Source organism: Pectobacterium jejuense (assembly GCF_026800125.1).
Taxonomy (GTDB): Bacteria; Pseudomonadota; Gammaproteobacteria; order Enterobacterales; family Enterobacteriaceae; genus Pectobacterium; species Pectobacterium jejuense.
On the sequence record NZ_JAPQKX010000007.1, the window covers coordinates 23,404 to 47,626 of the forward strand.

A 24,223-nucleotide genomic window follows, 5' to 3' on the forward strand; every position below is an offset into this window, starting at 1 on the left:
AGGATGTCAATATTCTGTAAAAAAAATAAGTCGTAGTCATTTTGTTGGTTTTTCAGGTAAAACCTGGAAAATTGCGCGGTGAAAAACCACGCAATTTTTAAGAGTATTCTTAATCGGTTCTATTTATCGTGGCGAGTGTGCAGCATGTAGTTCACGTCCACGTTTGGACCCAGTTTAAAATGGTCCGTCAGCGGGTTGTAGTGCAGCCCGGTGATATGCTTTTCACGCAGTGGTGTGCTGTCAACCCAGTGCATCAGTTCTGCTGGTCGAATGAACTTCTTAATGTCGTGCGTGCCGCGCGGCACCATTTTTAGCACGTACTCCGCACCGATAACGGCCATCATCCACGCTTTCGCATTGCGGTTGATGGTGGAGAAAAAGACGTGCCCGCCGGGTTTGACCAATCTGGCGCAGGCCTGCACCACGGATTGCGGGTCAGGAACGTGCTCCAGCATTTCCATACAGGTGACGACATCGTAGAGACCCGGATGAGCCTGTGCATGCGCTTCTACCGTTTCCTGCACGTAATCGACGGCGACACCGCTTTCTAATGCATGCAAACGCGCGACCTGCAACGGCTCTGCGCCCATATCGAGCCCGGTGACGTCTGCGCCTTCACGCGCCATGCTTTCGGCCAAAATACCGCCGCCGCAGCCGACATCCAGCACTTTCTTGCCGAACAGGCCTTCCGCGTGCTGCGAAATATAGCCCAGACGCAGCGGATTAATGCGGTGCAAGGGTTTGAATTCACCTTCTAGATCCCACCAGCGTGAGGCGATAGCCTCAAATTTGGCAATCTCCTGATGGTCAACGTTCGGAGTTTGATTTTCTACATTCATGTGTCATCACTGCCTTTCGTCATCTTTATACTGCCGCGAGTATACTCCCTTCGCGCTGCAACGTGCAGCGGTGTCGTTTTTCTCTGCAGAATAAAGGTCCGCTGGGAAAACAGTCTGTTCAGAGCGGAAGGGAGTTTCCCCCGAAACGGCGCTTTGTGATATAATTTTTCACCTTTTGAACAGTTCACCTTATCTGAACGGTTCACTTTTCTGAACACGGGTAGATGCCTAAATAGAGGGATAGCGGCTCCATGAGCGACCTTGCCAGAGAAATCACACCGGTCAACATTGAAGAAGAGCTGAAAAGCTCGTATCTGGATTATGCGATGTCCGTTATTGTCGGGCGTGCATTACCAGATGTTCGTGATGGACTTAAACCGGTACACCGCCGCGTACTGTATGCGATGAGCGTACTGGGCAACGATTGGAACAAACCGTATAAAAAATCCGCCCGTGTCGTCGGGGATGTCATCGGTAAATACCACCCACACGGCGACTCTGCCGTTTATGAAACCATCGTGCGTATGGCGCAGCCTTTCTCACTGCGCTACATGCTGGTTGATGGTCAGGGCAACTTCGGTTCGATTGACGGCGACTCCGCGGCGGCGATGCGTTATACCGAAATTCGCATGTCGAAAATTGCTCATGAACTGCTGGCCGATCTCGAAAAAGAGACGGTCGATTTTGTGCCGAACTATGACGGCACCGAGCAGATTCCTGACGTCATGCCTACGCGTATTCCCAACCTGCTGGTTAACGGTTCTTCCGGTATCGCAGTCGGGATGGCAACGAACATTCCACCGCACAACCTGACGGAAGTCGTGAACGGCTGTCTGGCGTATATCGATGATGAAAACATCAGCCTTGAAGGGTTGATGGAACACATCAAAGGTCCAGATTTCCCCACGGCGGCGATCATCAATGGCCGACGCGGCATTGAAGAAGCCTATCGCACCGGGCGCGGCAAAATTTATATCCGTGCGCGTGCTGAAGTGGAAGCGGACGCGAAAACCGGACGTGAAACCATCATCGTGCATGAAATTCCGTATCAGGTGAACAAAGCGCGCCTGATCGAGAAAATTGCCGAGCTGGTCAAAGATAAGCGTATTGAAGGCATTAGCGCACTGCGTGACGAATCCGATAAAGATGGTATGCGTATCGTCATCGAGATTAAGCGTGACGCCGTGGGCGAAGTGGTCCTGAATAATCTGTATTCCCAGACGCAGCTTCAGACGTCATTCGGCATCAACATGGTCGCTCTGCATCAGGGCCAGCCGAAGATTATGCCGCTGAAGGATATTCTGGTTGCGTTTGTGCGCCACCGCCGCGAAGTGGTGACGCGTCGTACCATTTTTGAACTGCGTAAAGCCCGTGACCGCGCCCATATCCTGGAAGGTCTGGCGATTGCGCTGGCGAACATCGATCCGATTATCGAACTGATTCGCCGTGCTCCGTCACCTGCTGAAGCGAAAGCCTCGCTGATCGCACAGGCGTGGGAACTGGGTAGCGTGGCTGCGATGCTGGAACGTGCGGGCGATGATGCTGCGCGTCCAGAGTGGCTGGAGCCGGAATACGGTATCCGTGACGGTCGCTACTACCTGACGGAACAGCAGGCGCAGGCGATTCTGGATCTGCGTTTGCAGAAGCTGACTGGCATGGAGCACGAGAAGCTGCTGGATGAATATAAAGCGCTGCTGGCGGAAATTGCCGAGCTGCTTTATATCCTCAATAGCCCTGAGCGCCTGATGGAAGTCATCCGCGAAGAGCTGGAAGCGATCAAAACGCAGTACAGCGACGAACGTCGTACGGAAATCACGGCGAACACAGCTGACATCAACATCGAAGATCTGATCAACCAGGAAGATGTTGTTGTTACGCTGTCTCATCAAGGTTACGTGAAGTATCAGCCGCTGAGCGATTACGAAGCACAGCGCCGTGGGGGCAAAGGTAAGTCTGCCGCACGTATAAAAGAAGAAGACTTTATCGATCGTCTGCTGGTGGCGAACACCCACGATACGATTCTGTGCTTCTCCAGCCGGGGTCGTCTGTACTGGATGAAGGTGTACCAACTGCCGGAAGCCAGCCGTGGCGCACGTGGTCGCCCGATCGTTAACCTGCTGCCGCTTGAAGCGGATGAACGTATTACCGCGATTCTGCCGGTACGTGAATACGAAGAAGGCCGCCACATCTTCATGGCAACTGCGAGCGGTACCGTGAAGAAAACGGCGCTGACGGAATTCAGCCGTCCACGTAGTGCGGGGATCATCGCAGTTAACCTGAACGAGGGTGACGAGCTGATTGGTGTTGACCTGACCGACGGTAGCGATGAAGCGATGCTGTTCTCTGCGGAAGGCAAAGTGGTTCGCTTCTCCGAGCAGGCGGTGCGTTCCATGGGCCGTACGGCAACGGGCGTTCGTGGTATCAATCTGCAAGGCGAAGATCGCGTCGTTTCTCTGATCATTCCTCGCGGCGAAGGCGATATCCTGACCGTCACGCAAAATGGCTTTGGTAAGCGTACCGCCGTGAGTGAGTACCCGACCAAGTCGCGCGCGACGAAAGGGGTTATCTCTATCAAGGTCAGCGAACGTAACGGTAAAGTGGTTGGCGCGGTTCAGGTTGATGCCGCAGACCAGATCATGATGATCACCGATGCGGGAACGCTGGTGCGGACGCGCGTGTCTGAAGTCAGTATCGTTGGCCGTAACACGCAGGGTGTCACGCTGATTCGTACGGCGGAAGACGAACATGTTGTCGGCCTGCAACGCGTTGCCGAGCCGGTAGAAGATGAAGAGTTGGATGGCGTGGTCAAAGTTGAAGGTGAAGTTGCCGAAGACGATGATGCTATCGACGACATTGATGGCGATGATGATATCGCTGAAGATGACGAATAAGCCTTTTCATTAAACCGGAATGAGTAGAGTAAGCCAGCGCGATGCGCTGGCTTTTTTTATCGACTCTCGGTAGTGTATCAGCCAACTGGTTCTTCCATTATTCAACGGTATCCATTTGAAATATCTCGCCTCATTCCAGACCACATTAAAGGTGTCCCGCTATTTATTTCGGGTTCTGGCGGTCATGCTGTGGGTATTGGGTGCGCTGATATCCGTTTTTTATGTCACTAAAGTATTGAATGAAAAAGAATCGGAGCTGCGGCAGGAGTATAACCTCAGCTTTGATCAGTCGCAGGGTTACATCCGACATGCGTCGGATATTGTGCGCGAACTCCAGTATCTGGCGGCAAATCGCCTGATGCTGGCAAGAGAAAAGGCAGAGCCGCCAGCGGAAGGGGGCCCCGGTGTCTCCGTTTATGCGCTGGCTCCCGGCGCAACCTGTTCCACGCAATATGGCGGAAATGCGGCCCTGCTCTCATTGAGCCATTTTTTCAACGGCTGGCAGGATAATTTCTCTGCCGTCTACGATCTTAACCGGGTCTTTTTTGTCGGTGGCGATCGGCGCTGCATGGTTGATTTTGGCATCCGTAACCAGTCGCTCGACCGTGATAACTTGCTTAAAAATGTGCAGGATCGGTTTCAGGATCAGAAAAAGAGTCGTACCCAAACTGGACGCGATGAAACGGTCTATTGGATTACCCCTGCCTCTATCCCCGATGTTGGCTATTTATATGCACTGACGCCGATTTATGTGGATAACAAGCTGGAAGTCATCATGGGGATTGAACAGACGATTCGTCTGGATGATTTTGTCACCATGGGTAAATTTCCGATCAGTGCCCGGCTGCTGGATCAATATAATCAGGTTGTTTTGCAGTTTTCCGATGATAAAGAGCGTTACGCTTCCTCGGTAGACGGCTATCCCTCCGATCATAATTATTTTGGCTATGTGAATGGGTATGATGAACTCATTCTGAAGAAATCGCTGCCGCCGACGTCATTCAGCATCGTGTACTCGCTGCCGTTGAAGGTGCTGCTCTCCCATATCAGCGCCTTGATGATCAACATGCTGGTGCTGAATATGCTATCGGCTATCTTGCTGTTTGTACTGGCGCTGGTGTTTGAGCGGAAAATGCTGTTGCCAGCGGAAGTGAATGCGTTCCAGTTGGAAGAAAACGAGCAGTTTAACCGCAAGATTGTCGCATCGGCACCCGTAGGCATTTGTATCCTGCGTATTAATGACGGCACGAACATCCTCAGTAACGAATTGGCGCATAACTATCTCAACCTGCTTACGCACGAGGATAGGCTGCGCATTACCCGCATCATTTGCGAGCAGCAGTCCAAGTTTGTGGATGTCATGACGAGCCGCAATCATCACCTGCAAATCAGCTTTGTCCATTCGCGCTATCGTAATGAAAACGTGGCGATTTGTGTGCTACTGGACGTCAGCGCGCGCGTCAAAATGGAAGAGTCGCTACAGGAAATGGCGAATGCCGCCGAGCAGGCAAGCCAGTCTAAATCGATGTTCCTTGCCACCGTCAGCCATGAATTGCGTACGCCGCTGTACGGGATTATCGGTAACCTCGATTTACTGCAAACCAAATCGCTGCCGCAGGATGCCAATCGTCTGGTTGCCGCGATGAACAACTCTTCCTCACTTCTGCTGAAAATCATCAGCGATATCCTCGATTTTTCCAAGATTGAGTCGGAGCAGTTGAAGATCGAAGCGTGTGAATTTGCGCCGCATGAGGTTATTAGCCACATCACCAGCAACTACCTCCCGCTGGTGGTCAAGAAACGCCTGACGCTGTACTGCTTTATCGATCCCAATGTGCCAGTTAGCCTGTTCGGCGATCCTGTACGTTTGCAGCAGGTGTTATCTAACCTGTTGAGTAATGCCATCAAATTTACGGACACGGGCTGCATCATTTTCGAAGTCGGCTGCCGCGATGGTTATCTGGAATTTGTGGTGCGTGATACCGGTGTGGGCATTCAACCTCGCGAGGCGGTGAAGCTGTTTGACCCGTTCTTCCAGGCCGGAAGCGGTGTTCAGCGGCATTTTCAGGGCACGGGCTTAGGGCTGGCGATTTGTGAAAAGCTGGTCAATCTGATGGATGGAGACATTACCATCGAGTCGGAACCTGGGCTCGGCAGCCTGTTTGGCGTCAGGATTCCGCTGTATAAAGCGCGCTATGCGCCAGCGGCGATCAACGCCAGCCTGCAAGGTAAGACATGCTGGCTGAGGATACGCAATGCCAGGCTGGAGGCTTATCTGCTGACGCTGTTGCAGGATCAGGGGCTCCATGTGGCGCGTTATCAGAATCAAACCGTGTCGCCTGATGATGTGATGATTAGCGATTACGCGTCAGAAGAGGACATTAACGTTCGGGCGCATATCGTGATGAGTGGCTCGCATACCGGGTTAGCACAGGAAGTGAGCGGCGGCCACTGGGTGCAAGGGACGTCCACACCTCAACATCTGCCGGATTTGCTGGAGAAAATCTATCGTTCAGAAAGCGAGGATAGACATCGCATCGAAATTTCACCGCCGCTGACCAGCTACGTACGGGCTGAGAATGGCGACATTATGATTCTGGTGGTTGACGATCACCCCATCAACCGTCGACTGCTGGCGGACCAGCTCAATTCTCTGGGTTATCAGGCGATGACGGCGAATGATGGCGTAGATGCACTGGGCGTATTGAGTAAAAACCACATCGATATCGTGCTGACGGATGTCAACATGCCGAATATGGATGGTTATTTGTTCACACGACGTATGCGCGAGCAGGGGTTACGTTTCCCGGTTATCGGCGTGACGGCAAATGCGTTGGCGGAAGAAAGAGAGCGTTGCCTCGGGGCTGGGATGGATCACTGTTTGTCAAAACCGGTTACGCTGGATACGTTACAGCAGTCGTTGGCACATTACAGTAACATAGTGCGTCAGGCGAGAACCTCTGAGGAATAACCTGCACCAGCGGCTGCCGGTGCAGGAGAGGAAAGGCTTAGTCTACCTGCGTCGCGCCGCCGTTAACGGAGGACAGGTAATTCAGCAGGGCGATATCGTTCTCGACGCCTAGCTTGGTCATGGCTGATTTCTTCTGGCTACTGATCGTTTTGATACTGCGATTCAGTTTTTTGGCGATTTCGGTAACCAAAAAGCCTTCTGCAAACAAGCGCAGTACTTCACTTTCTTTCGGGGACAGACGTTTGTCGCCGTAGCCGCTGGCGCTGATTTTCTCCAGCACTTTGGATACGCTGTCCGGCGTGAATTTCTTCCCTTTTTGCAGGGCAGCCAGCGCTTTGGGTAAATCGGTCGGCGCACCCTGTTTCAATACGATGCCTTCGATATCCAAATCCAACACCGCGCTCAGAATGGCCGGATTATTGTTCATGGTAAGAACAATAATAGAAAGGTGAGGAAAATGGCGCTTAATGTATTTAATGAGGGTAATACCGTCGCCGTATTTATCGCCTGGCATGGATAAATCGGTGATTAAAACATTAGCGTCCAGCTTAGGTAGGTTATTGATCAGTGCTGTTGAGTCTTCAAATTCGCCAACCACATTGACCCATTCAATCTGCTCAAGCGATTTTTTGATGCCAAAAAGGACAATAGGATGGTCGTCGGCAATAATTACGTTTAAGTTACTCATCGTTTTGGTTACTCATCTTGTTGGCTACCTTGCTGCCCTTTAGGTTCTTCTGGGGATAGTAATGCACTGACAAACCTCTCGATTTCATGAAGGTTAGCCTCAATCTGTTCACTATCATGCGCGGTAATATGCTGTTCAAGCTGTTCACACAACTGTTTGCCAGGATGCAGATTAAGCATGGCAAACACGCCTTTCAGCCGGTGTGCCGTCTGCGAAAGCGACGGAAAATCGCCTGCTTCCACTTCAGTATACAGCCTCTTTAAATCATCCGGTACTGTCTCCACGAACAGCGAATAATAGTCGCTTGCTGCCAATTGCGCGGCGTAAAATTCGACATTATCCGGTTCCCCTTCCTGTAGCGCATCGGGTGATGTTTCCAGTTGTAGCTCAATCAGCTTAAGTAATGCCTCCAGCAGGAGGTGGCTGATATTATAATTCACCCGTAAACGGCGCGGGCCCAAAGGCGTTACTGTGTCATCGTCATGACTCAACAGCAGCGTGTAATCTGCTTTTTTCTCCGGGTCGTCAGTCATGCAGATATCTGCTTCCTGATTAATCTGGCGTTCATCGCTAACCAGATAATTCGCACCCCAGCCCGTCAGCATATTGCCGACAATATGCTGTACTTCATCAGACGTCACATCTAGCAGAACGGTAATACCATCCAGCAGTTTTTCTTCCTCAACGGGAAGCGCTTCCGGCTCCAGTTTTAGCGTCAGAATATAGTGTGTGCCTAATCCGGCCTTACTGTTGATCGTTAACGCACCGCCCAGTTTATTACAGAGTTGATTGCACAAAAATAAGGTCAATCCTGAATTTTGTCCGAAACGATCGGATGTCGCAGGATGCAGGAAAGGGTGTCGAATATTTTCCTGCTCTTTGCCTGAAACATTCGTTCCCGTATCGCTGATCTGAATAATCAGCGTATCCGACTCATTATTTTTTCTATCAATCGACACCGTAATCTTGCCGTAATCCGTATTGGTCACCGAATAATTCAGCAGCAGCGCCAGCGTCTTTTTCAACAGCTCGACATCGCCCACGTAGGTTTGATTCATATCCAGATTGTAATGATGGAATAGGGTCAGACCTTTTTGATTCAATCGCGGCAGCAGCTCAAGGAGAACATGGTCGATAGCCGTCAGCAGTGAAAAGCTCTCGTTGACCGCATTCCATTCCTGCGCTTCCAGCTTTTCGTGCAAGGCGATATTTTCCAGCAGCTCGATAGCGCAGCGGGTATCCGCCGTTAGCTGATCCAGCGTGGGTGCCGGTACGGTTGCTGTCTCGCTGTGGCGTAGTGCATGAATATGCTGCCGTAGTGAAATCAGCGGCTGTTTGAATTCGCTGAGCAGGTTTTGGAATAACCGTTTTCTGGCATGAATATTCTTTTCGTATTCACGCTGGGCGAGCAGCAGTTTGCGCTGTACCAGAATCTCTTTATCCTGTTCACGCAGCAGGAAGAGGCAATAGTCAGGCGAATATTGGCTGCGGATTTGGCGGATTTCATACATCTCATTATTAATTGTGACCTGAATGACCCCTTGATGCTCGTCCGCCATATTGGTGATTTTTTGCAGGCTCAGGTGCGGAAGCAACTGCTCAGCGCGCTCATTCTGTATGACGACTTTATTGCTGCTGAAATCATAAAGCAGCACGCCCATCGGGATTCTGCCCGTTGTTTCGCGGTAAACATCCAGCGTCTTTTCCAACTGACGAGAGACATCCTCGCCGGGACGCACATACTGCCGACGGAAAAGATAAAAGCCGACGATGGACAAACTCAGCAGGACCAGATTCAACAGCAGAAGCCAGATGTTATTACGCAATGAATCAATAATCAGGGCTTTTACAGGCATCTGAAAAACGATTTTTATCGGTGCATTCACGAGCGTGGCGGAGATTTCAAGATTCGAGCCATGAAGCTGAACGTCAGCCGTACCTTCGCCATTATTGTTGTCCATATTGCTGGCCGCTGGCGTATCCGGCTTCAGCATAAGATGCTCACGCGGAATGGTGTCTGGGATTAAATCGTTAATCGGTAAATCGAACGCCAGAATCGTCGCCAGATGACCCGGCTGATTGAATGTGGTGCGCAGCGTAAAATAGTAGTCGTTATAGAAGCGTAATTTACGCAGCGGGGAAAAACTTTCGCGTTCGTCTAATACATTCGCCTGTTGCAGCATTTCCGTCCGGCGGGCTTCGGCGATGACCGTAATATAATTACCACGGAACTGCGAGGAGATATCTTTCAGCGTCTGCGTGGAAATCATCGTCAGGCTGTTGTCGATACCATTCAGATAATACATGGAATAGACGCTATTCTCCGCGCCCCAGAGAATATCAAGGTAACGTGATATCCGGCGAACCGAGGTCAGTGTGTTTTTATCGTGTTGCCCAAAAATCAGCGCGTCCGTTTTCTGACCGTTTTTTTCTACGTAGAAAACATTCGGCATTAAATTAATGGCGGTAATGTTGGTGTCGCTACCGGCTGGTTCGCTGTTCAGGCTGCCGTATATTTGATAGGTGAAAAAACGATAGGTATCGACGCGTTTTTGTATGCCCTGAGCGATGGTCGTCAGAGAATGTTTTTTGTCCGTCAGCAAATCGTTGATGTAGTTATAGCCAAACGTTCCGGTAATCAGGAGCGAGAGCACCGTAAGGAGTGAAAAATAACGCAGGATCATGGCTGGCATCAATTAACGCTCCTGATTAGCGGATAACGGCACGGGCGCTGGCGCTAACGCCCAGCAATAGCAGTGCGACAAACCCGAATGCGGTAGCCAAATTGCTGAACTGTGCAATAAAGCCAAGAATGGTCGGGCCGATCAGAATACCTGCATAGCCTACGGTAGTAATGGAGGCGATGGCCAGATTCGGCGGCATGATCTTTTGATTCCCCGCTGCGCTGAAAAGGATCGGCACCACATTTGATGCGCCGATACCCACCATCACAAAGCCAAGAATGGCGGTGATCGGATTATCAATGCTGATCGTTAACACCAGGCCAAGTGCGGCGCAGAGGCTGCCACCGGTCAGAATCGCGTAGCGGCCGAGTGCATTAACGATGCGATCGCCGTTCAGTCTGCCTAGCGTCATCGCGACGGAAAACGCCGCATAGCCCATGCCCGCCTGCGCGCCGCTCAGGTTGCGTTCAACCGTTAAAAAGAGGGCGCTCCAGTCCAGTATGGACCCTTCGGCTAAGAACATGATGAAGCACAGTGAGCCAATAAACATCACCCAGCCGCGCGGGATAACAAACAGCGGGCCACCCTCATCTTGATTTGTGGTGCGCAGCAGGTGTTTGTGTGCCGTTGCCATAGCGATCAGCATAAGGGCGACAATCGCCAGAATTGCCATCAGCGGAGACAGGCCAAGCCACAGCAGGGCGCTGACGCCGCCTGCGCCGACAATCCCCCCGATGCTAAAGAAACCATGAAAACCGGACATCATCGCCCGACCACTGGCCCGTTCGACGATGACAGCCTGAATGTTCATCGCGACATCAATCATCCCCATGGACGCGCCGAAAAAGAGCAGCGTGATCGCCATCAGAGGCAGCGTTTCTGCCTGCGTCAGTGCGGGCAATACCAGACAAAGCAGTGCGCTTGCCAGCAAAATAACGCTGCGGCACCCCAGTTTACTGGTGAGAAAACCGGTCAGCGGCATGGCTAGGAGCGAGCCAATACCGAGAGAAAGCAGCAACATCCCCAAAGAGGCATCACTGATAGCCAGCCGCGTTTTGACAAAGGGTACCAGCGGTGCCCAGGAAGCCATAGCAAAGCCCGCAACAAAGAAAACGATGCGCGTGGCTGCCTGTGCTTTCTTGCCTGGCAGATTCTGATTAATGCATAACGGGTTGGAATTCAGTGTTGTACTCATCCTGATGAGGCTATCCGGTCGACGTAACAAAGGCCTATTTTTACCATAGTTAGCGGTCTGAATGGAAAGAATCCTGGTGTACGGTTTTGGCGCGAGGGCAGAAGGGGGGGCAGGGGGAGTGGCGCGGGCAAAAAAATGCCGATTAGATAATCGGCAAAAGAATCGGTCAATTGAAGCAATAATGATGATGGAGTGGGATTTTAAAGCGATGCGCGCGACCCGTTTTGCCGTTTGGTGCGATTTCAGCCTGTGCTCGCCGTTATGGTCTTGCGTAACCTCTCACCCACGACGTGTTTTTTTCCCGTATAATCCCCTACTTTGTGTTAGGTCTCCGGGGTAACGGTGAAACAACTTTCCGACTTGCTGCGGCATTTGCAGCAGGATTTGCGCGAGCCACAGCCTGAACGCGCAGGTTTCAGACAAATAACGCGTTCGTTGACCCTCAGCGACGCGTCTGAGCTATTGCCGTGGCTGGCGACCCAGCCAGTGTACCCCCAGTTCTATTGGCAGCATCGTCAGGATCGTGAAGAAGCCGCCGTGTGCGGCAACGTGTGCGGATTTCGCCACATTCAGGATGCTGAGGCATTCCTTGTTCAGCAGCAGTGCGATCCCGATGTGCGCATCTGGGGGCTGAACGCGTTTAATCAAACGAAAGAGGACGGTGCTGCTTCACCCGGCTACCTGTTTTTGCCTCGTGCGGAACTGCGGCGTCAGGATGAGATGCTCAGCCTGAGTATTAACCTGTTCAGTGACACCTCATTGCAGCAGGATGCCATTGAAGCCTCTGCGTTTATTAACCTGCTTCTGCCACCCGCTCCGCAGCCTCTTTTGCATGCGGAAGTGCAATCCGTCGGTCATCAGCCGGAGCGTCAGGGATGGATCGATTTGCTCCAGCGAGCGCTGCATGACATCAATGCCGGGCTGATGGAAAAAGTGGTTCTGGCGCGGGCGACCACGCTAACGCTGACGCAACCGCTACAGGCCACCACCTTCATGGCCGCCAGCCGAGCGGCAAATCACCACTGTTTCCATTTCATGTTGGCACACGATGCGCGTCATGCGTTTCTCGGCTCCAGCCCAGAACGGCTTTACCGCCGCCGGGGTAGCGAACTGGAAACCGAGGCGCTGGCGGGGACGGTGGCAAGCGATCGCGATGCACGCAAAGCCGCGGAGCTGGCCGACTGGCTGATGAATGACACCAAAAATCAGTGCGAGAACATGCTGGTGGTGGATGATATTTGTCAGCGATTACAGCAGTCCGCGCTGTCGTTGGATGTGATGCCGCCGGAAATTGTGCGCCTGCGCAAAGTACAGCATCTGCGCCGTACCATTCACGCCACGCTGCGCACTTCATCCGATAGCGCGTGCCTGAATGCGTTACAGCCCACGGCAGCCGTCGCGGGTCTGCCGAGGCAAGAGGCTCGCCGTTTTATTGCTGAACATGAACCGTTTAAACGTGGCTGGTATGCGGGTTCCGCAGGTTACCTTTCGCGTCAGCAGTCTGAATTCAGCGTGGCGCTACGTTCGGCCGAAGTGCGGGATCATGTTTTAACGCTTTATGCCGGTGCCGGAATTGTGGCGGCTTCTGATCCAGAACAAGAATGGCAGGAGTTAGAAAACAAAGCCGCAGGGCTAAGATCCCTGTTAGACGGTGATATGTCATAGTTTTGTTTTATGGTTGTTGTGCGAGGTACTGGTTTATATCAAAGTCAGCGTGATAAAAAAAAATATAATAAGGCTGATCTCGATGTTTGCTGAAGGGCAACCAGGCCGACAACAGTTTGATCATTATTATTTGCTTAATACCTTAAATAATTCGAGTTGCGTGAAGGCGACGACCGCATGAACGCCAGGAGCTTACTCAGGTAAGTGACTGGGGTGAGCAAGATAAGCCGACGCACAGGCAGCTTGAAGCATAACGGGTATCACCTGCAACCTGAGTTGTTGAGTACAACATGTCAACAAGTGTATTTAATCGCCGCTGGGCTACATTACTGCTGGAATCGCTGACCCGCCACGGTGTCCGGCATGTCTGCATCGCGCCTGGTTCTCGTTCCACCCCGCTGACGCTGTCTGCGGCGGATAATCACGCACTGATTTGCCACACGCATTTCGATGAGCGGGGGCTTGGGCATCTGGCGCTGGGGCTGGCAAAAGCCTCGCGTGAACCGGTTGCGATTATCGTGACGTCAGGCACCGCTGCCGCGAACCTTTATCCAGCCATCATCGAAGCGGGGCTGACCGGCGAACGCTTGGTGGTTCTGACGGCCGATCGCCCGCCGGAACTGATTGACTGCGGTGCGAATCAGGCGATTCGCCAACATGCACTGTATGCTTCACACCCTACGCTGGCGCTGGATTTACCGCGCCCCACGCCCGACATTCCGGCTAGCTGGCTGGTTTCCTCTGTGGATAGCGCAATGGCGCGACTGACGCACGGCGCGCTGCACATTAATTGCCCCTTTGCCGAACCACTGTACGGTGCCGATGACGGCACGGCGTATCAGGATTGGCTGATGACGCTGGGCGACTGGTGGAACAGCCGTGAACCCTGGCTGCGTGAAATGCGCCAAAGTACGTTGGTAGTGCAGCCGGACTGGCCGCAGTGGCGACAGAAGCGGGGCGTTGTCCTCGCTGGCCGTGTGACGCCAGAACAAGGCGCATGCCTCGCCGCGTGGGCGAACGAACTGGGCTGGCCGCTGATTGGTGATGTCCTGTCGCAAAGCGGGCAGCCGTTGCCCTGTGCGGATATTTGGCTGGCGCATCCTGATGCAGCGGATCGCTTACGGCAGGCGGAAATTGTCCTGCAGTTCGGCGGCAGCCTGACCGGTAAGCGTTTGCTGCAATGGCAGGAACAGTGCCAGCCGCAAGAATTCTGGTTAATTGACGATTTGCCGGGACGGTTGGATCCGGCGCATCATCGCGGACGTCGTCTGGTGGCGGACGTGGGCGAATGGCTGTCTGCGCATCCGGCACATAAACAAGCACCGTGGGCGGATTTGTTGGCGGATATTGCCGACAAAACGCAGCGGCAGATCGACGCGCATCTGGCTTCCCGTTTTGGTGAAGCGCAGCTGGCGCAGCGCATACCAGCGCTGTTGCCGCCGGACGGACAGTTATTTGTCGGCAACAGCCTTGTGGTTCGCTTGATCGATGCGCTGGCGCAGCTCCCGCAGGGATACCCGGTGTACGGTAATCGCGGTGCCAGCGGTATTGATGGCCTGATCTCCACGCTGGCTGGTGTACAGCGTGCCACGTCAAAAGCTACGCTGGGCATCGTCGGCGATCTTTCCGCGTTATACGATTTGAATGCGCTGGCGCTGCTGCGTCAGGCTCCCGCACCGCTGGTGTTGATCGTGGTAAACAATAACGGCGGCCAGATATTTTCCCTGCTGCCGACGCCGGTTGCACAGCGCGAAGCGTTTTACTGCATGCCACAAAATGTGGAGTTCGGCCACGCGGCAGCGATGTTTGGCCTGAATTACCTGCGCGCCGAGAGCTGGGAACAGCTGGCGAATACGGTGGCGGATTGCTGGACTCAGGGCAGCGTCACGCTGTTGGAAGTGGTGGTTGAGCCTAAAGACGGTGCGGAGACGCTCAATGAACTGGTCGCTCAGGTGGCGACGTGGGCGCACTAGAGTTTCAGAGGCCTGATTTTCAGGGGCCAAGTTTTCAGGTGATAAGTTGCCGGAAAGTGACGCATGGCGCGGTGGCGCCGGGGCAGCCGTGGCTGGTGTGTCTACATGGTTTATTAGGCAGCGGCGAAGACTGGCTGCCTGTTTTGCCGTTTTGTCGTGACTGGCCGGTGCTGCTGGTGGATTTACCCGGACACGGTGCGTCGCGAACGATTTCCACAACAGATTTTGCCGATGTCAGCCGCCAGTTAAGTAAGACGCTGTTGGATCAAGGCATTGAGAATTACTGGCTGCTAGGCTATTCGCTCGGTGGGCGTATCGCGATGTATCACGCCTGCAACGGACAGCATGACGGCATGCTGGGGCTGCTGGTCGAAGGCGGTCATCCTGGTCTGGCAACGCCGGAGCTGCGTACGGAACGTATCCAACATGATGCACGCTGGGCGCAGCGATTTCGTCAGGAGCCGTTGCCAGCGGTCCTGCAGGACTGGTATCAGCAGGCGGTGTTTGCCGATCTGGATTCAGCGCAGCGTGAACAGTTGATCGCGCGTCGCAGCGCGAATCAGGGTGCGTCCGTTGCGGCAATGCTGGAAGCCACCTCGCTGGGGCAACAGCCCTTTTTGGCGGAACACCTCCGGCACCTGTCGATACCTTTTGTTTACTTATGCGGTGCCAGCGACGTGAAGTTTCAAACGCTGGCGGCGCAATACGGCCTGCCGTTACTGAGCGTAGCTCAGGCGGGTCATAATGCTCATCAGGCGAATCCAACGGCTTATGCCGAGCGGGTTCGCTCTTTTCTTTTGCATCACGTTAAGGATTGATAACTATGCTTTATCCGAGTGAAGACCTGCTTTACGCACCGATTGAATGGCATGATTGCAGCGGCGACTTTGCCGATATTCTCTACCATAAATCCATCGATGGTATTGCCAAAATCACGATTAACCGTCCTCAGGTTCGCAACGCATTTCGTCCGCAAACGGTAAAAGAGATGATTCAGGCGCTTGATAATGCCCGTCACGACGACGGTATCGGGACGATCATTCTGACCGGCGCTGGCGATAAGGCATTCTGCTCCGGCGGCGATCAGAAAGTACGCGGCGACTACGGCGGTTATCAGGATGACAGCGGTGTGCATCACCTGAACGTGTTGGATTTCCAGCGTCAGATCCGTACCTGTCCGAAGCCGGTTGTTGCGATGGTTGCGGGCTATTCCATCGGTGGCGGACACGTTCTGCACATGATGTGTGACCTGACGATTGCGGCAGAGAACGCCATCTTCGGTCAAACGGGTCCACGCGTCGGTTCCTTCGACGGTGGCTGGGGCGCTTCTTACATGGCGCGCATCGTGGGTCAGAAAAAAGCGCGTGAAATCTGGTTCCTGTGCCGCCAGTACGATGCGGCGCAAGCGCTGGATATGGGCTTGGTTAACACCGTGGTTCCATTGGCAGAGCTGGAAAAAGAAACGGTGCGCTGGTGCCGTGAAATGTTGCAAAACAGCCCGATGGCGTTGCGCTGCCTGAAAGCAGCACTGAACGCAGACTGCGACGGTCAGGCTGGCTTGCAGGAACTGGCGGGTAACGCCACCATGCTGTTCTACATGACGGACGAAGGGCAGGAAGGCCGTAACGCGTTCAACGAAAAACGTCAGCCTGACTTCAGCAAATTCAAACGGAATCCATAATGCGTCAGGTCACTCTCTATCGTTACAGCGTGCCGATGGAAGCTGGAGTGGTGCTGCGCAATCAGCGTTTGAAAACCCGCGATGGGCTTATCGTTCGCCTGCAAGACGGCGAGCGATTGGGCTGGGGCGAGATTGCGCCGCTGCCAGAATTCAGCGTGGAAACGCTGGCAGAGGCGGAATCAGTCGCGCTTGAACAGCTAAAATCGTGGGCGGCAGGGGCGGCATTTTCTGACGAGCTTCCGCCTTCTGTTGCCTTTGGTTTGAGCTGTGCGCAGGCCGAGCTGGATCAGCGTCTGCCGCAGGCGGCGGACTATCGCAAAGCGCCATTGTGCAGCGGCGATCCTGACGAGCTGTTTGACATGCTACAGGCGATGCCGGGCGAGAAAGTGGCAAAGATCAAAGTCGGCCTGTACGAAGCGGTGCGTGACGGCATGATCGTTAACGTGCTGCTGGAAGCCTTGCCGGATCTGAAACTCCGTCTGGATGCCAACCGCAGTTGGACGCGCGCCAAAGCGGACGGCTTTGCCCGCTACGTCGCGCTGTCATTGCGTTCGCGCATTGCCTTTCTCGAAGAGCCTTGCAAAACCCGTGAAGAATCTCGCGAATTTGCGCGGGAAACGGGCATCAGCATTGCCTGGGACGAAAGCGTGCGCGATGCGGATTTTCGGGTAGAAGCCGAGCCGGGCGTGAGCGCGATTGTGATCAAGCCTACGCTGGTCGGCAGTCTCGCACGTTGCCAGCAACTGGTGCAGGAAACGCATCAGGCTGGATTAACGGCGGTGATCAGCTCCAGCATCGAATCTAGCCTAGGCTTAACGCAGCTGGCGCGTCTGGCACACTGGCTGACGCCGGACACGATCCCAGGGCTGGACACGTTGGATCTGATGCAGGCGCAGGTGATTCAACGCTGGCCGGAGAGCGCGTTGCCGCTGCTGGCTGCTGAGCAACTGGACGTGGTATGGCAATCCTGACTGACTGGCCGTGGCGACACTGGGCTAACCAGACGGCGCAGTTTGTTTCTATGAATGAGCCTGTCTCGTTGAATGAGTCAATCGCGCTGATTGACGACGAAACCCGCTGGAGCTGGCAGTCGCTTGCCCAGTGGGTGGATCATCTGGCAGATCATTTCACACAGCAGGGCGTGATGGCCGACAGTACGGTCGCGCTACGCGGGAAAAATAGCGTCCAGATGCTATTCAGCTATTTGGCGCTGTTACAGTGCGGCGTGCGCGTGCTGCCGCTGAATCCACAGCTACCTGATGCACTCACCGAGGCGCTGCTGCCTGCGCTGAATGTGGCGCATGGTCTGTGCCTGAATGATAAACCGTGGCCGAATGCGATACGCACGCTTTCTTTGCCCCCTATTTCTTTGTCATCAGACGCTTCTCCATTAGGCGATACCGAAGAAAATCACTGCATCGACCGAGTACGCTGGCAGACCGATCGGCTGGCGACGCTGACGCTGACATCCGGCTCCAGCGGGATGCCAAAAGCCGCGGTGCATTCATTTGCTGCCCATCTCTCCAGTGCGGAAGGTGTGGTGCAGATGATGGCGTTTTCCTCCAGCGACAGCTGGCTGCTGTCACTTCCGCTCTTCCACGTTTCCGGGCAGGGTATCGTCTGGCGCTGGCTTGCGACTGGGGCAACGCTCGTTGTCCGCGCACATCAGCCTCTGGATCGCGCACTGCGCGATTGCACTCATGCTTCTCTGGTGCCAACACAACTGTGGCGACTGCTGTCAGAGGGGACATTCCCTTCGGCATTGAAGGCCGTATTGCTCGGCGGCGCGATGATTCCGCAGGCGCTGACGCAACAGGCAGAAGCGCGAGGCGTTAGCTGCTGGTGTGGCTACGGTCTGACGGAGCTGGCGTCCACGGTCTGCGCGAAACGTGCTGACGGGCGTTCGGGCGTCGGTATGCCGCTGTTCGGGCGAGAGATCCGGCTGGTGGAGGAGGAAATTCTGCTGCGTGGCAGCACGCTGGCCACTGGCTATTGGCGTGACGGAAAACTGATTCCACTGGTTGATGATGACGGCTGGTTCCACACGCGGGATCGCGGGCTATTCTCCGAAGGTGAGTGGCACATTCTGGGGCGCCTGGATAACCAATTCTTCAGCGGCGGAGAAGGGATTCAACCCGAGAATATTGAAGCCGTACTGTTGGCGCATCCTGACGTTCAACAGGCCTGCATTGTGCCCGTTGATGATGCGGAGTTCGGCCACCGTCCTGTTGCGGTATTGGAGGTGGCACAAGCCACGACGCTTGATGCAATACGCGATTGGCTACAGCCACAGCTTGCCGGATTTCAGCGTCCGGTTGCGTATTATACGCTGCCCGCTGAACTGAAAAATGGTGGGATTAAGCTTTCTCGCCAGCAGGTGAAAAGCTGGGTCAATGCAGTGCACCATTCGCTCAACACAACAGGCGGCGCAGCGCGCTCGTAGGTTAGTTGTCCGGTGCGCTGGTGCCGGATTTCGCCACCTTTCGCGGATGATTGGTCTGATTACTGGCGCTGGTTTCACGATCAAACAGCGCCAGCTTTTCCAGAAACCACATGTCCTGAAATCGCATCGGGCTGTGCCTGTCGGCACTGACTGTGTGAGGGGTATCCATCGTCGTTGCGCGCTTTTCTGTAGCTAATTTTCCTTCTCTCATCATCGTTTCCTTCTGCCTGTCTTATCGTCATCCGTGATGATTACTATTGTTCACTTTGTCTTTTTTGAGCAAATAGGCGGCGCTTATTGCTGCTATTGTCAGCAGCGCTGAAGGCAAACTCTCATGATTACTAAAAGAATAAATCGCTGCTCAGGGCAATTTCATGCTGGAGTGAGGGGGCGTTTCGGGTAGAATCGGCAACGATAACACCTTTACACGCGCGTTTAACGACGGTTTTTAAGGATATTGAAAATGAAAAAGTTTGTGATTGCCTGTGCGGGAAGCTTGTTACTTGCAAGTGCTTCTGTACATGCCATTAGCCTTTCCGGGGAAGCAGGTCGCGATTACGCTGGTGCCAGTGCAGGCTTCGGTCTGGGCATTCCTGGGCTTGCGGGCAATGTGAGCTATGCCCACGGCGACAACAACAATGATGTATACGGCTTCGGTCTGGGATACACCATTCCTGTTGGCCCGCTCAAGCTGACTCTGGGTGGAAAAGCGCTGTACCTGAATCAGGATCACGGCAATGATGGCTATGGCGTAGCATTGGGCGGTGGCGTGCAGTGGCCGCTGAGCCGTCAGTTCTCGCTGTATGGTGAAGGTTACTATTCACCGGATGCCTTCTCCAGCCATGTCGACCACTATGTGGAAGGGAAAGCAGGCGTCCGCTGGCAGGTGTTTGCACCGCTGAGCGTTGATGTCGGTTACCGCTACATCAATATGGCGCGTGAGAACGGCCCAGATAACAGACTGGCGGATTCTGCCTATATTGGCGTTGGTCTGAACTTCTAATCGCTGGTTCGAAAGAAAAAAGAGCGTGAATGCTGAGTTCACGCTCTTTTTTTATGACGGACAAAGATGTCCGCCACCCTGCGGGCCGTCGCAAACGACGTTGAAAAACGCTCCCAGCGTTTTTTTATGCGCGGAAGGTTAGCTGATTGACGGTAGCCAGCCTGCCACCATCGCCAGTTGGATCAGGATAATCGCGACGCCGCTGGCGAAGACCATTGCCAGGACCGGCGCGCCACCGCGTGTTGCGCGTATTTCAGGGCGTTGTTTGCGTACCTGCCAGCTCAGCAGAACGGGAATAAGCAGTGCCAGTACAGCCAGCGCAATCGCCGCATAGCCTAGCGCCATCACAAACCCTTGCGGGTAAAAGAGGGCAAATACCAGCGGGGGAATAAAGGTCAGCAAGCCCGTTTGCGCGCGCCCGATGACGCTATTTTTACGTTTAAACAGATCGGCTAAATAATCGAACAGCCCAAGCGCCACGCCGAGGAAAGAGGTCGCCAGCGCCAGATCGGCAAACAGGTGGACGGCCAGTTCAACGTGCGGAGAGGCAACCAGCGTGCGAATAGCCTGCATCAACCCATTCAATCCCGCCTGATCGGCCAAAATAGCGTTGAATGTTGAAGAGCTGAGGCTGCCCAGCATCACGAGCTGCCAGAAAATGTAGGCAATCAGCGGTATTACGCTACCGATAAGGAATATTCGGCGCAGCTTACGGCTGTCTCCACCCATGTAGTGCACGATGCTGGGGATACTGCCGTGAAAGCCGAATGAGGTCAGAATGACGGGTAATGCCGAGAGCGTCAGACCCTGTTGCAGCGGCAGCGTTAAGAGGTTGACGCGCTGAATATGCGGCACCATGACGGCCAGCATGATGACAAGCATCAGGACTTTTCCGCTAAACAGGATGCGGTTAAATAAATCGACAGAGGATGTACCGATACAAACGACGCCGCCGGCAACCAGCGTAAAGAGCAGAATGCCTGCGGACAATGGAAGTGAGTAGCCACTCCACTGGCTGATGCTGCTGGCGAGCAGCTCGCCTGCGCCGCTGATATACGCTGCCGTGAGCGCATACATCAGAAATAGCATACTGAAGCCGGTGATCCACTGTCCCCAGCGGCCAAGGTAGATTTTTGCCAACGTGCCTAGCCCGGTGTGCGACGGCTGATGCTGATACACCTCGACCAGCAATAAGGCGCTGTAACACATCAGTGCCCACAAACCGATTAATATCATCAATGTAGTACCAAACCCGACGCCGGCGGTGGCTAGCGGCATCGCCAACATTCCCGCGCCAATGGTAGTGCCTGCAACGATAAAAATGCTGCCAAGAGTACGATTTTTCACCTATTCCTCTATAAATAGCGTGGCTATCCAGATATTTTTGGCAGCAGGGTAGAGTATTCAGTGATTTCTGTCAAAACGCCGTTACGAGAGGTGTAATTTTATATTTACACTGGAGTGAGGTTCGCCGGCGGTAGCGTATTTTGGGGCGGGCTGAAAGAAATATTGTGTTTGTTCATCCGACTTTTTAAAGTGGTTTCAGGATCGTCACGAGGAATAAAAAAATGCTTAGGGTCGAGATGTTATGTACCGGCGATGAAGTGCTGCATGGTCAGATTATTGATACCAATGCGGCCTGGCTGGCGGATTATCTGTTTCAGCAGGGATTACCGATGACCAGCCGGATGACGGTGGGGGACGATCTCGATGCGCTGGTGACTGCGATAACGCAGCGTAGCCAGATAGCCGATATCCTGATTGTGAACGGCGGCTTAGGGCCGACCAGCGACGATCTCAGCGCGTTGGCAGCGGCCACCGCCGCAGGAGAAGGGCTGGTTGAGCATGCAGAATGGCTGGCGCGTATGGAAGCGTTCTTTGCCGAGCGTGGCAGAGTGATGGCACCGAGCAACCGCAAACAGGCGCAAATCCCTGCCAGCGCGGAAATGGTCGATAACCCAGTGGGCACCGCCTGTGGTTTCGCGCTGCAACTGAACAAGTGCCTGATGTTTTTTACACCGGGCGTACCGTCTGAGTTTAAGGTCATGGTCGATCAGCAAATTATGCCGCGCCTGCGCGAGCGTTTTGCTGTCGCAGATGCTCCGCTGTGCCTGCGCCTGACCACCTTTGGCCGATCCGAGAGCGATCTGGCAAGCCAGTTGGACGGCATGGCGTTACCGCCGGGCGTGGTGCTGGGCTACCGCTCTTCTATGCCGATTATCGAGCTGAAGCTAACCGGCCCTGCTGCCCAGCAGGAAAATATGGAACAACTGTGGGAAACGGTGCGCACCGTGGCCGGGGAAAATACCATCTTTGAAGGAACTGAAGGGTTACCGGCACAGCTGGCACGGCGTCTGGCCGAGCGTGATATGACGCTGGCAGTGAGTGAACACTTCACGGCAGGATTGCTCAACTGGCAGCTCCAGTCGGCAAATACCCGGTTGGCGGGAGGAGAACTGCTGGCAAACGTTGAGGATACCAACCTGTCTTGGCTAGCGGACTATGCTCGCCATCTGGCGGAGCGTCAGGGTGCGTCGTTAGCGCTGGTCGTGGGGAATCGGAACGATGCGGAGCTGTCATTGGCGCTGCATACGCCGGAGGGATCTTTCGCCCAAACGATACAGTTCAACGTGCAGCGCTACAGCCTGAAAACGCATCAGGAAGTCGTTGCGATGCTGGCGATGAACATGCTGCGCCGCTGGCTAAACGGCTGGTCAGTGTATGGCGGACACGGTTGGATCACGGTGTTGAAGACGCTTTAGTCAGCGGGGATCCAAGACTGCCTCTGAGTCGCATTTTTATGCCGCTATCGAGGCTGTTTCGTGCGCGATGATACCGTTATTTTCATGCTACCTCGTAGCACGCGCCCGACACGGGACGGCTCAAGCGCCGCTCGTCCCGTGACCCCAGGCTTTTTGGCGTGAATTATGCCGCTGTGCGGTGCCTTCGGCGATCGTTTCCGCTTGTCGAGCCGCCAGTGACGCGTTTACTCGCCCCATAAATGGGGCTCGCCCTTCGGGCCAGCACAAGTGCTGTTCAAAAACGTCTCTGACGTTTTTGTCCGACGTGGCGCAAGCTTTCGCCGCGTCCTGCGGCTCATCCGAAGCCAGCTATCTTCTCAGCATAATTTTTTACGCCGGATAACGTCAAACCCCGCGCTGAATCCCTGTATTGGTGTATAAAAAATAGCCCCTGTGAAGGGGCTGCGGGATAGCTTGGGGATATTTCTAATAAATTAGGTATCAATATAATAACGAATAAAGCTGCCGGCGGTAGCGGGCGGCAAGGGCGTCGCTGGTGCCGAGGGCGGCCATGATGTCCATTAGCGTTTTACGTGCGCTGCCGTTAGCAACGGTCAGATCTTTCTTCAGGAATCCCATCAGCAGTTCGAGCGCTTCTTCGTTACGCCCAACCTGATGCAGTTGCAGCGCCAGCTGTACTGCCAGCTCCGCATTTTGCGGATCGGCTTCCAACTGCTGATGTAGATGCTGAATTTCCGGCGTATCTGCTGCCTGTTTCAGTAATTCAATCTGGGCAACAAGGCTGTGATAGCGGGTATCCCTGTCTTGTAAAGGAATCGTGGCCAACACGGCTTCAGCATCTTCACTGCGGTTGATCTGAATCTGCACTTCTGCCAGCATCAGACCGATGTCGCTACGCTGCTGGCTGAGTTGCCAAGCGTCCTTCAGCAGTTGCATCGCTTCCGGCAGTTTATCTTCCTGAATCAGCTGCTGCGCCTGTGCGACTTTCAGCTCTTCTTCTTTCGGCAGCGCGCGTTTCAGCAATTCACGAATGGCTTCTTCCGGCTGTGGCCCTTGAAAACCGTCCAGCGGTTGCCCGTCTTTAAACAGATACACCGTTGGGATTGAGCGCAGGCCAAACTGGGCGGCTACGCGCTGTTCGGCATCACAGTCAACCTTCGCCAGAACAAACTGCCCGGCGTATTCCTGCGCCAGCTTGTCCAGCACTGGTTCCAGCTCCAGGCAGTGCTGGCTACGCCCCGACCAGAAGTAAAACAGGACTGGCAGTGTCGCGGAGTGTTCCAACACCTGATGCAGGTTGGATTCATTGACGTCAACGATAGTCGCTTGTTGTTCTAACATGAGTAGTCTCTCTTACTTCTTGAATTCATTTGACTCTTAGATGGGGCCTGTTGGTGTCACTTACAAGCCTCGTGCAGAGGTGAGTGC

17 protein-coding genes are annotated in these 24,223 nt (G+C 54.1%); 10 read left to right on the forward strand and 7 right to left on the reverse strand.

Features of this window, described 5'->3' with window-relative positions:
- Positions 1-119: 119 nt before the first annotated feature.
- Positions 120-839: a bifunctional 2-polyprenyl-6-hydroxyphenol methylase/3-demethylubiquinol 3-O-methyltransferase UbiG gene (gene ubiG, locus NXT09_RS13825; RefSeq protein WP_039506507.1), complete on the reverse strand. Its 720-nt coding sequence runs from the start codon at positions 837-839 to the stop codon at positions 120-122.
- A gap of 251 nt (positions 840-1,090) precedes the next feature.
- Between ubiG and gyrA the strand changes: the two genes are divergently transcribed.
- Positions 1,091-3,730, forward strand: a complete 2,640-nt coding sequence (gene gyrA, locus NXT09_RS13830) for a DNA topoisomerase (ATP-hydrolyzing) subunit A (protein ID WP_205552727.1) — start codon at positions 1,091-1,093, stop codon at positions 3,728-3,730.
- A 115-nt stretch (positions 3,731-3,845) separates the two neighbouring features.
- Positions 3,846-6,701, forward strand: coding sequence for a two-component system sensor histidine kinase RcsC (gene rcsC, locus NXT09_RS13835; RefSeq protein ID WP_268580059.1), 2,856 nt, complete (start codon positions 3,846-3,848; stop codon positions 6,699-6,701).
- A gap of 37 nt (positions 6,702-6,738) precedes the next feature.
- On the opposite strand, the gene rcsB is transcribed toward rcsC, so the two are convergent.
- Genes rcsB through NXT09_RS13850 form a run of 3 tightly spaced genes read right to left on the reverse strand, consistent with a single transcriptional unit; the run spans position 6,739 to position 11,268 of the window.
- Entirely contained in the window at positions 6,739-7,389 is a 651-nt protein-coding gene (gene rcsB, locus NXT09_RS13840; RefSeq protein ID WP_005976164.1) for a response regulator transcription factor RcsB, read from the reverse strand.
- A gap of 8 nt (positions 7,390-7,397) precedes the next feature.
- The gene (rcsD, locus tag NXT09_RS13845) at positions 7,398-10,082 is read right to left on the reverse strand and encodes a phosphotransferase RcsD (protein ID WP_268580060.1); all 2,685 of its coding nucleotides are present in this window, start codon (positions 10,080-10,082) and stop codon (positions 7,398-7,400) included.
- A gap of 16 nt (positions 10,083-10,098) precedes the next feature.
- The gene (locus tag NXT09_RS13850) at positions 10,099-11,268 is read right to left on the reverse strand and encodes an MFS transporter (protein ID WP_205552721.1); all 1,170 of its coding nucleotides are present in this window, start codon (positions 11,266-11,268) and stop codon (positions 10,099-10,101) included.
- 342 nt (positions 11,269-11,610) lie between these two features.
- On the opposite strand from NXT09_RS13850, the gene menF reads away from it, so the two are divergent.
- From menF to menE, 6 genes are all read left to right on the forward strand, one after another.
- Positions 11,611-12,933, forward strand: a complete 1,323-nt coding sequence (menF, locus tag NXT09_RS13855) for an isochorismate synthase MenF (protein WP_268580061.1) — start codon at positions 11,611-11,613, stop codon at positions 12,931-12,933.
- 290 nt (positions 12,934-13,223) lie between these two features.
- A complete protein-coding gene (gene menD, locus NXT09_RS13860; RefSeq protein ID WP_268580062.1) occupies positions 13,224-14,906 on the forward strand; it encodes a 2-succinyl-5-enolpyruvyl-6-hydroxy-3-cyclohexene-1-carboxylic-acid synthase in 1,683 nt (560 codons plus the stop codon).
- Between the two features lie 38 nt (positions 14,907-14,944).
- Positions 14,945-15,724 (forward strand): 2-succinyl-6-hydroxy-2,4-cyclohexadiene-1-carboxylate synthase, encoded by a 780-nt coding sequence (gene menH, locus NXT09_RS13865; protein WP_370690956.1) that lies wholly within the window; start codon positions 14,945-14,947, stop codon positions 15,722-15,724.
- 5 nt (positions 15,725-15,729) lie between these two features.
- The gene (menB, locus tag NXT09_RS13870) at positions 15,730-16,587 is read left to right on the forward strand and encodes a 1,4-dihydroxy-2-naphthoyl-CoA synthase (RefSeq protein WP_010284115.1); all 858 of its coding nucleotides are present in this window, start codon (positions 15,730-15,732) and stop codon (positions 16,585-16,587) included.
- Positions 16,587-17,558, forward strand: a complete 972-nt coding sequence (gene menC / locus NXT09_RS13875) for an o-succinylbenzoate synthase (protein ID WP_268580063.1) — start codon at positions 16,587-16,589, stop codon at positions 17,556-17,558. The genes menB and menC overlap by 1 nt, the downstream gene beginning before the upstream one ends.
- On the forward strand, positions 17,546-19,030 hold the full coding sequence (gene menE, locus NXT09_RS13880; protein WP_268580064.1) for an o-succinylbenzoate--CoA ligase: 1,485 nt from the start codon (positions 17,546-17,548) through the stop codon (positions 19,028-19,030). The genes menC and menE overlap by 13 nt, the downstream gene beginning before the upstream one ends.
- A 1-nt stretch (position 19,031) precedes the next feature.
- Here the strand turns inward: menE and NXT09_RS13885 are convergent, their stop codons facing one another.
- Positions 19,032-19,244, reverse strand: coding sequence for a catalase (locus tag NXT09_RS13885; protein ID WP_268580065.1), 213 nt, complete (start codon positions 19,242-19,244; stop codon positions 19,032-19,034).
- 249 nt (positions 19,245-19,493) lie between these two features.
- Here NXT09_RS13885 and NXT09_RS13890 point away from each other — a divergent pair, with 249 nt between their 5' ends.
- Positions 19,494-20,033: a YfaZ family outer membrane protein gene (locus NXT09_RS13890; protein WP_039494163.1), complete on the forward strand. Its 540-nt coding sequence runs from the start codon at positions 19,494-19,496 to the stop codon at positions 20,031-20,033.
- Positions 20,034-20,171: 138 nt separating this feature from the next.
- Here the strand turns inward: NXT09_RS13890 and tyrP are convergent, their stop codons facing one another.
- Positions 20,172-21,380, reverse strand: a complete 1,209-nt coding sequence (gene tyrP, locus NXT09_RS13895; RefSeq protein WP_268580066.1) for a tyrosine transporter TyrP — start codon at positions 21,378-21,380, stop codon at positions 20,172-20,174.
- A gap of 221 nt (positions 21,381-21,601) precedes the next feature.
- Between tyrP and NXT09_RS13900 the strand changes: the two genes are divergently transcribed.
- Positions 21,602-22,795 (forward strand): nicotinamide mononucleotide deamidase-related protein YfaY, encoded by a 1,194-nt coding sequence (locus NXT09_RS13900; RefSeq protein ID WP_268580067.1) that lies wholly within the window; start codon positions 21,602-21,604, stop codon positions 22,793-22,795.
- 480 nt (positions 22,796-23,275) lie between these two features.
- Here NXT09_RS13900 and NXT09_RS13905 read toward each other — a convergent pair whose 3' ends face one another.
- Positions 23,276-24,136, reverse strand: a complete 861-nt coding sequence (locus NXT09_RS13905; protein ID WP_268580068.1) for a co-chaperone YbbN — start codon at positions 24,134-24,136, stop codon at positions 23,276-23,278.
- Positions 24,137-24,223 lie beyond the last annotated feature (87 nt).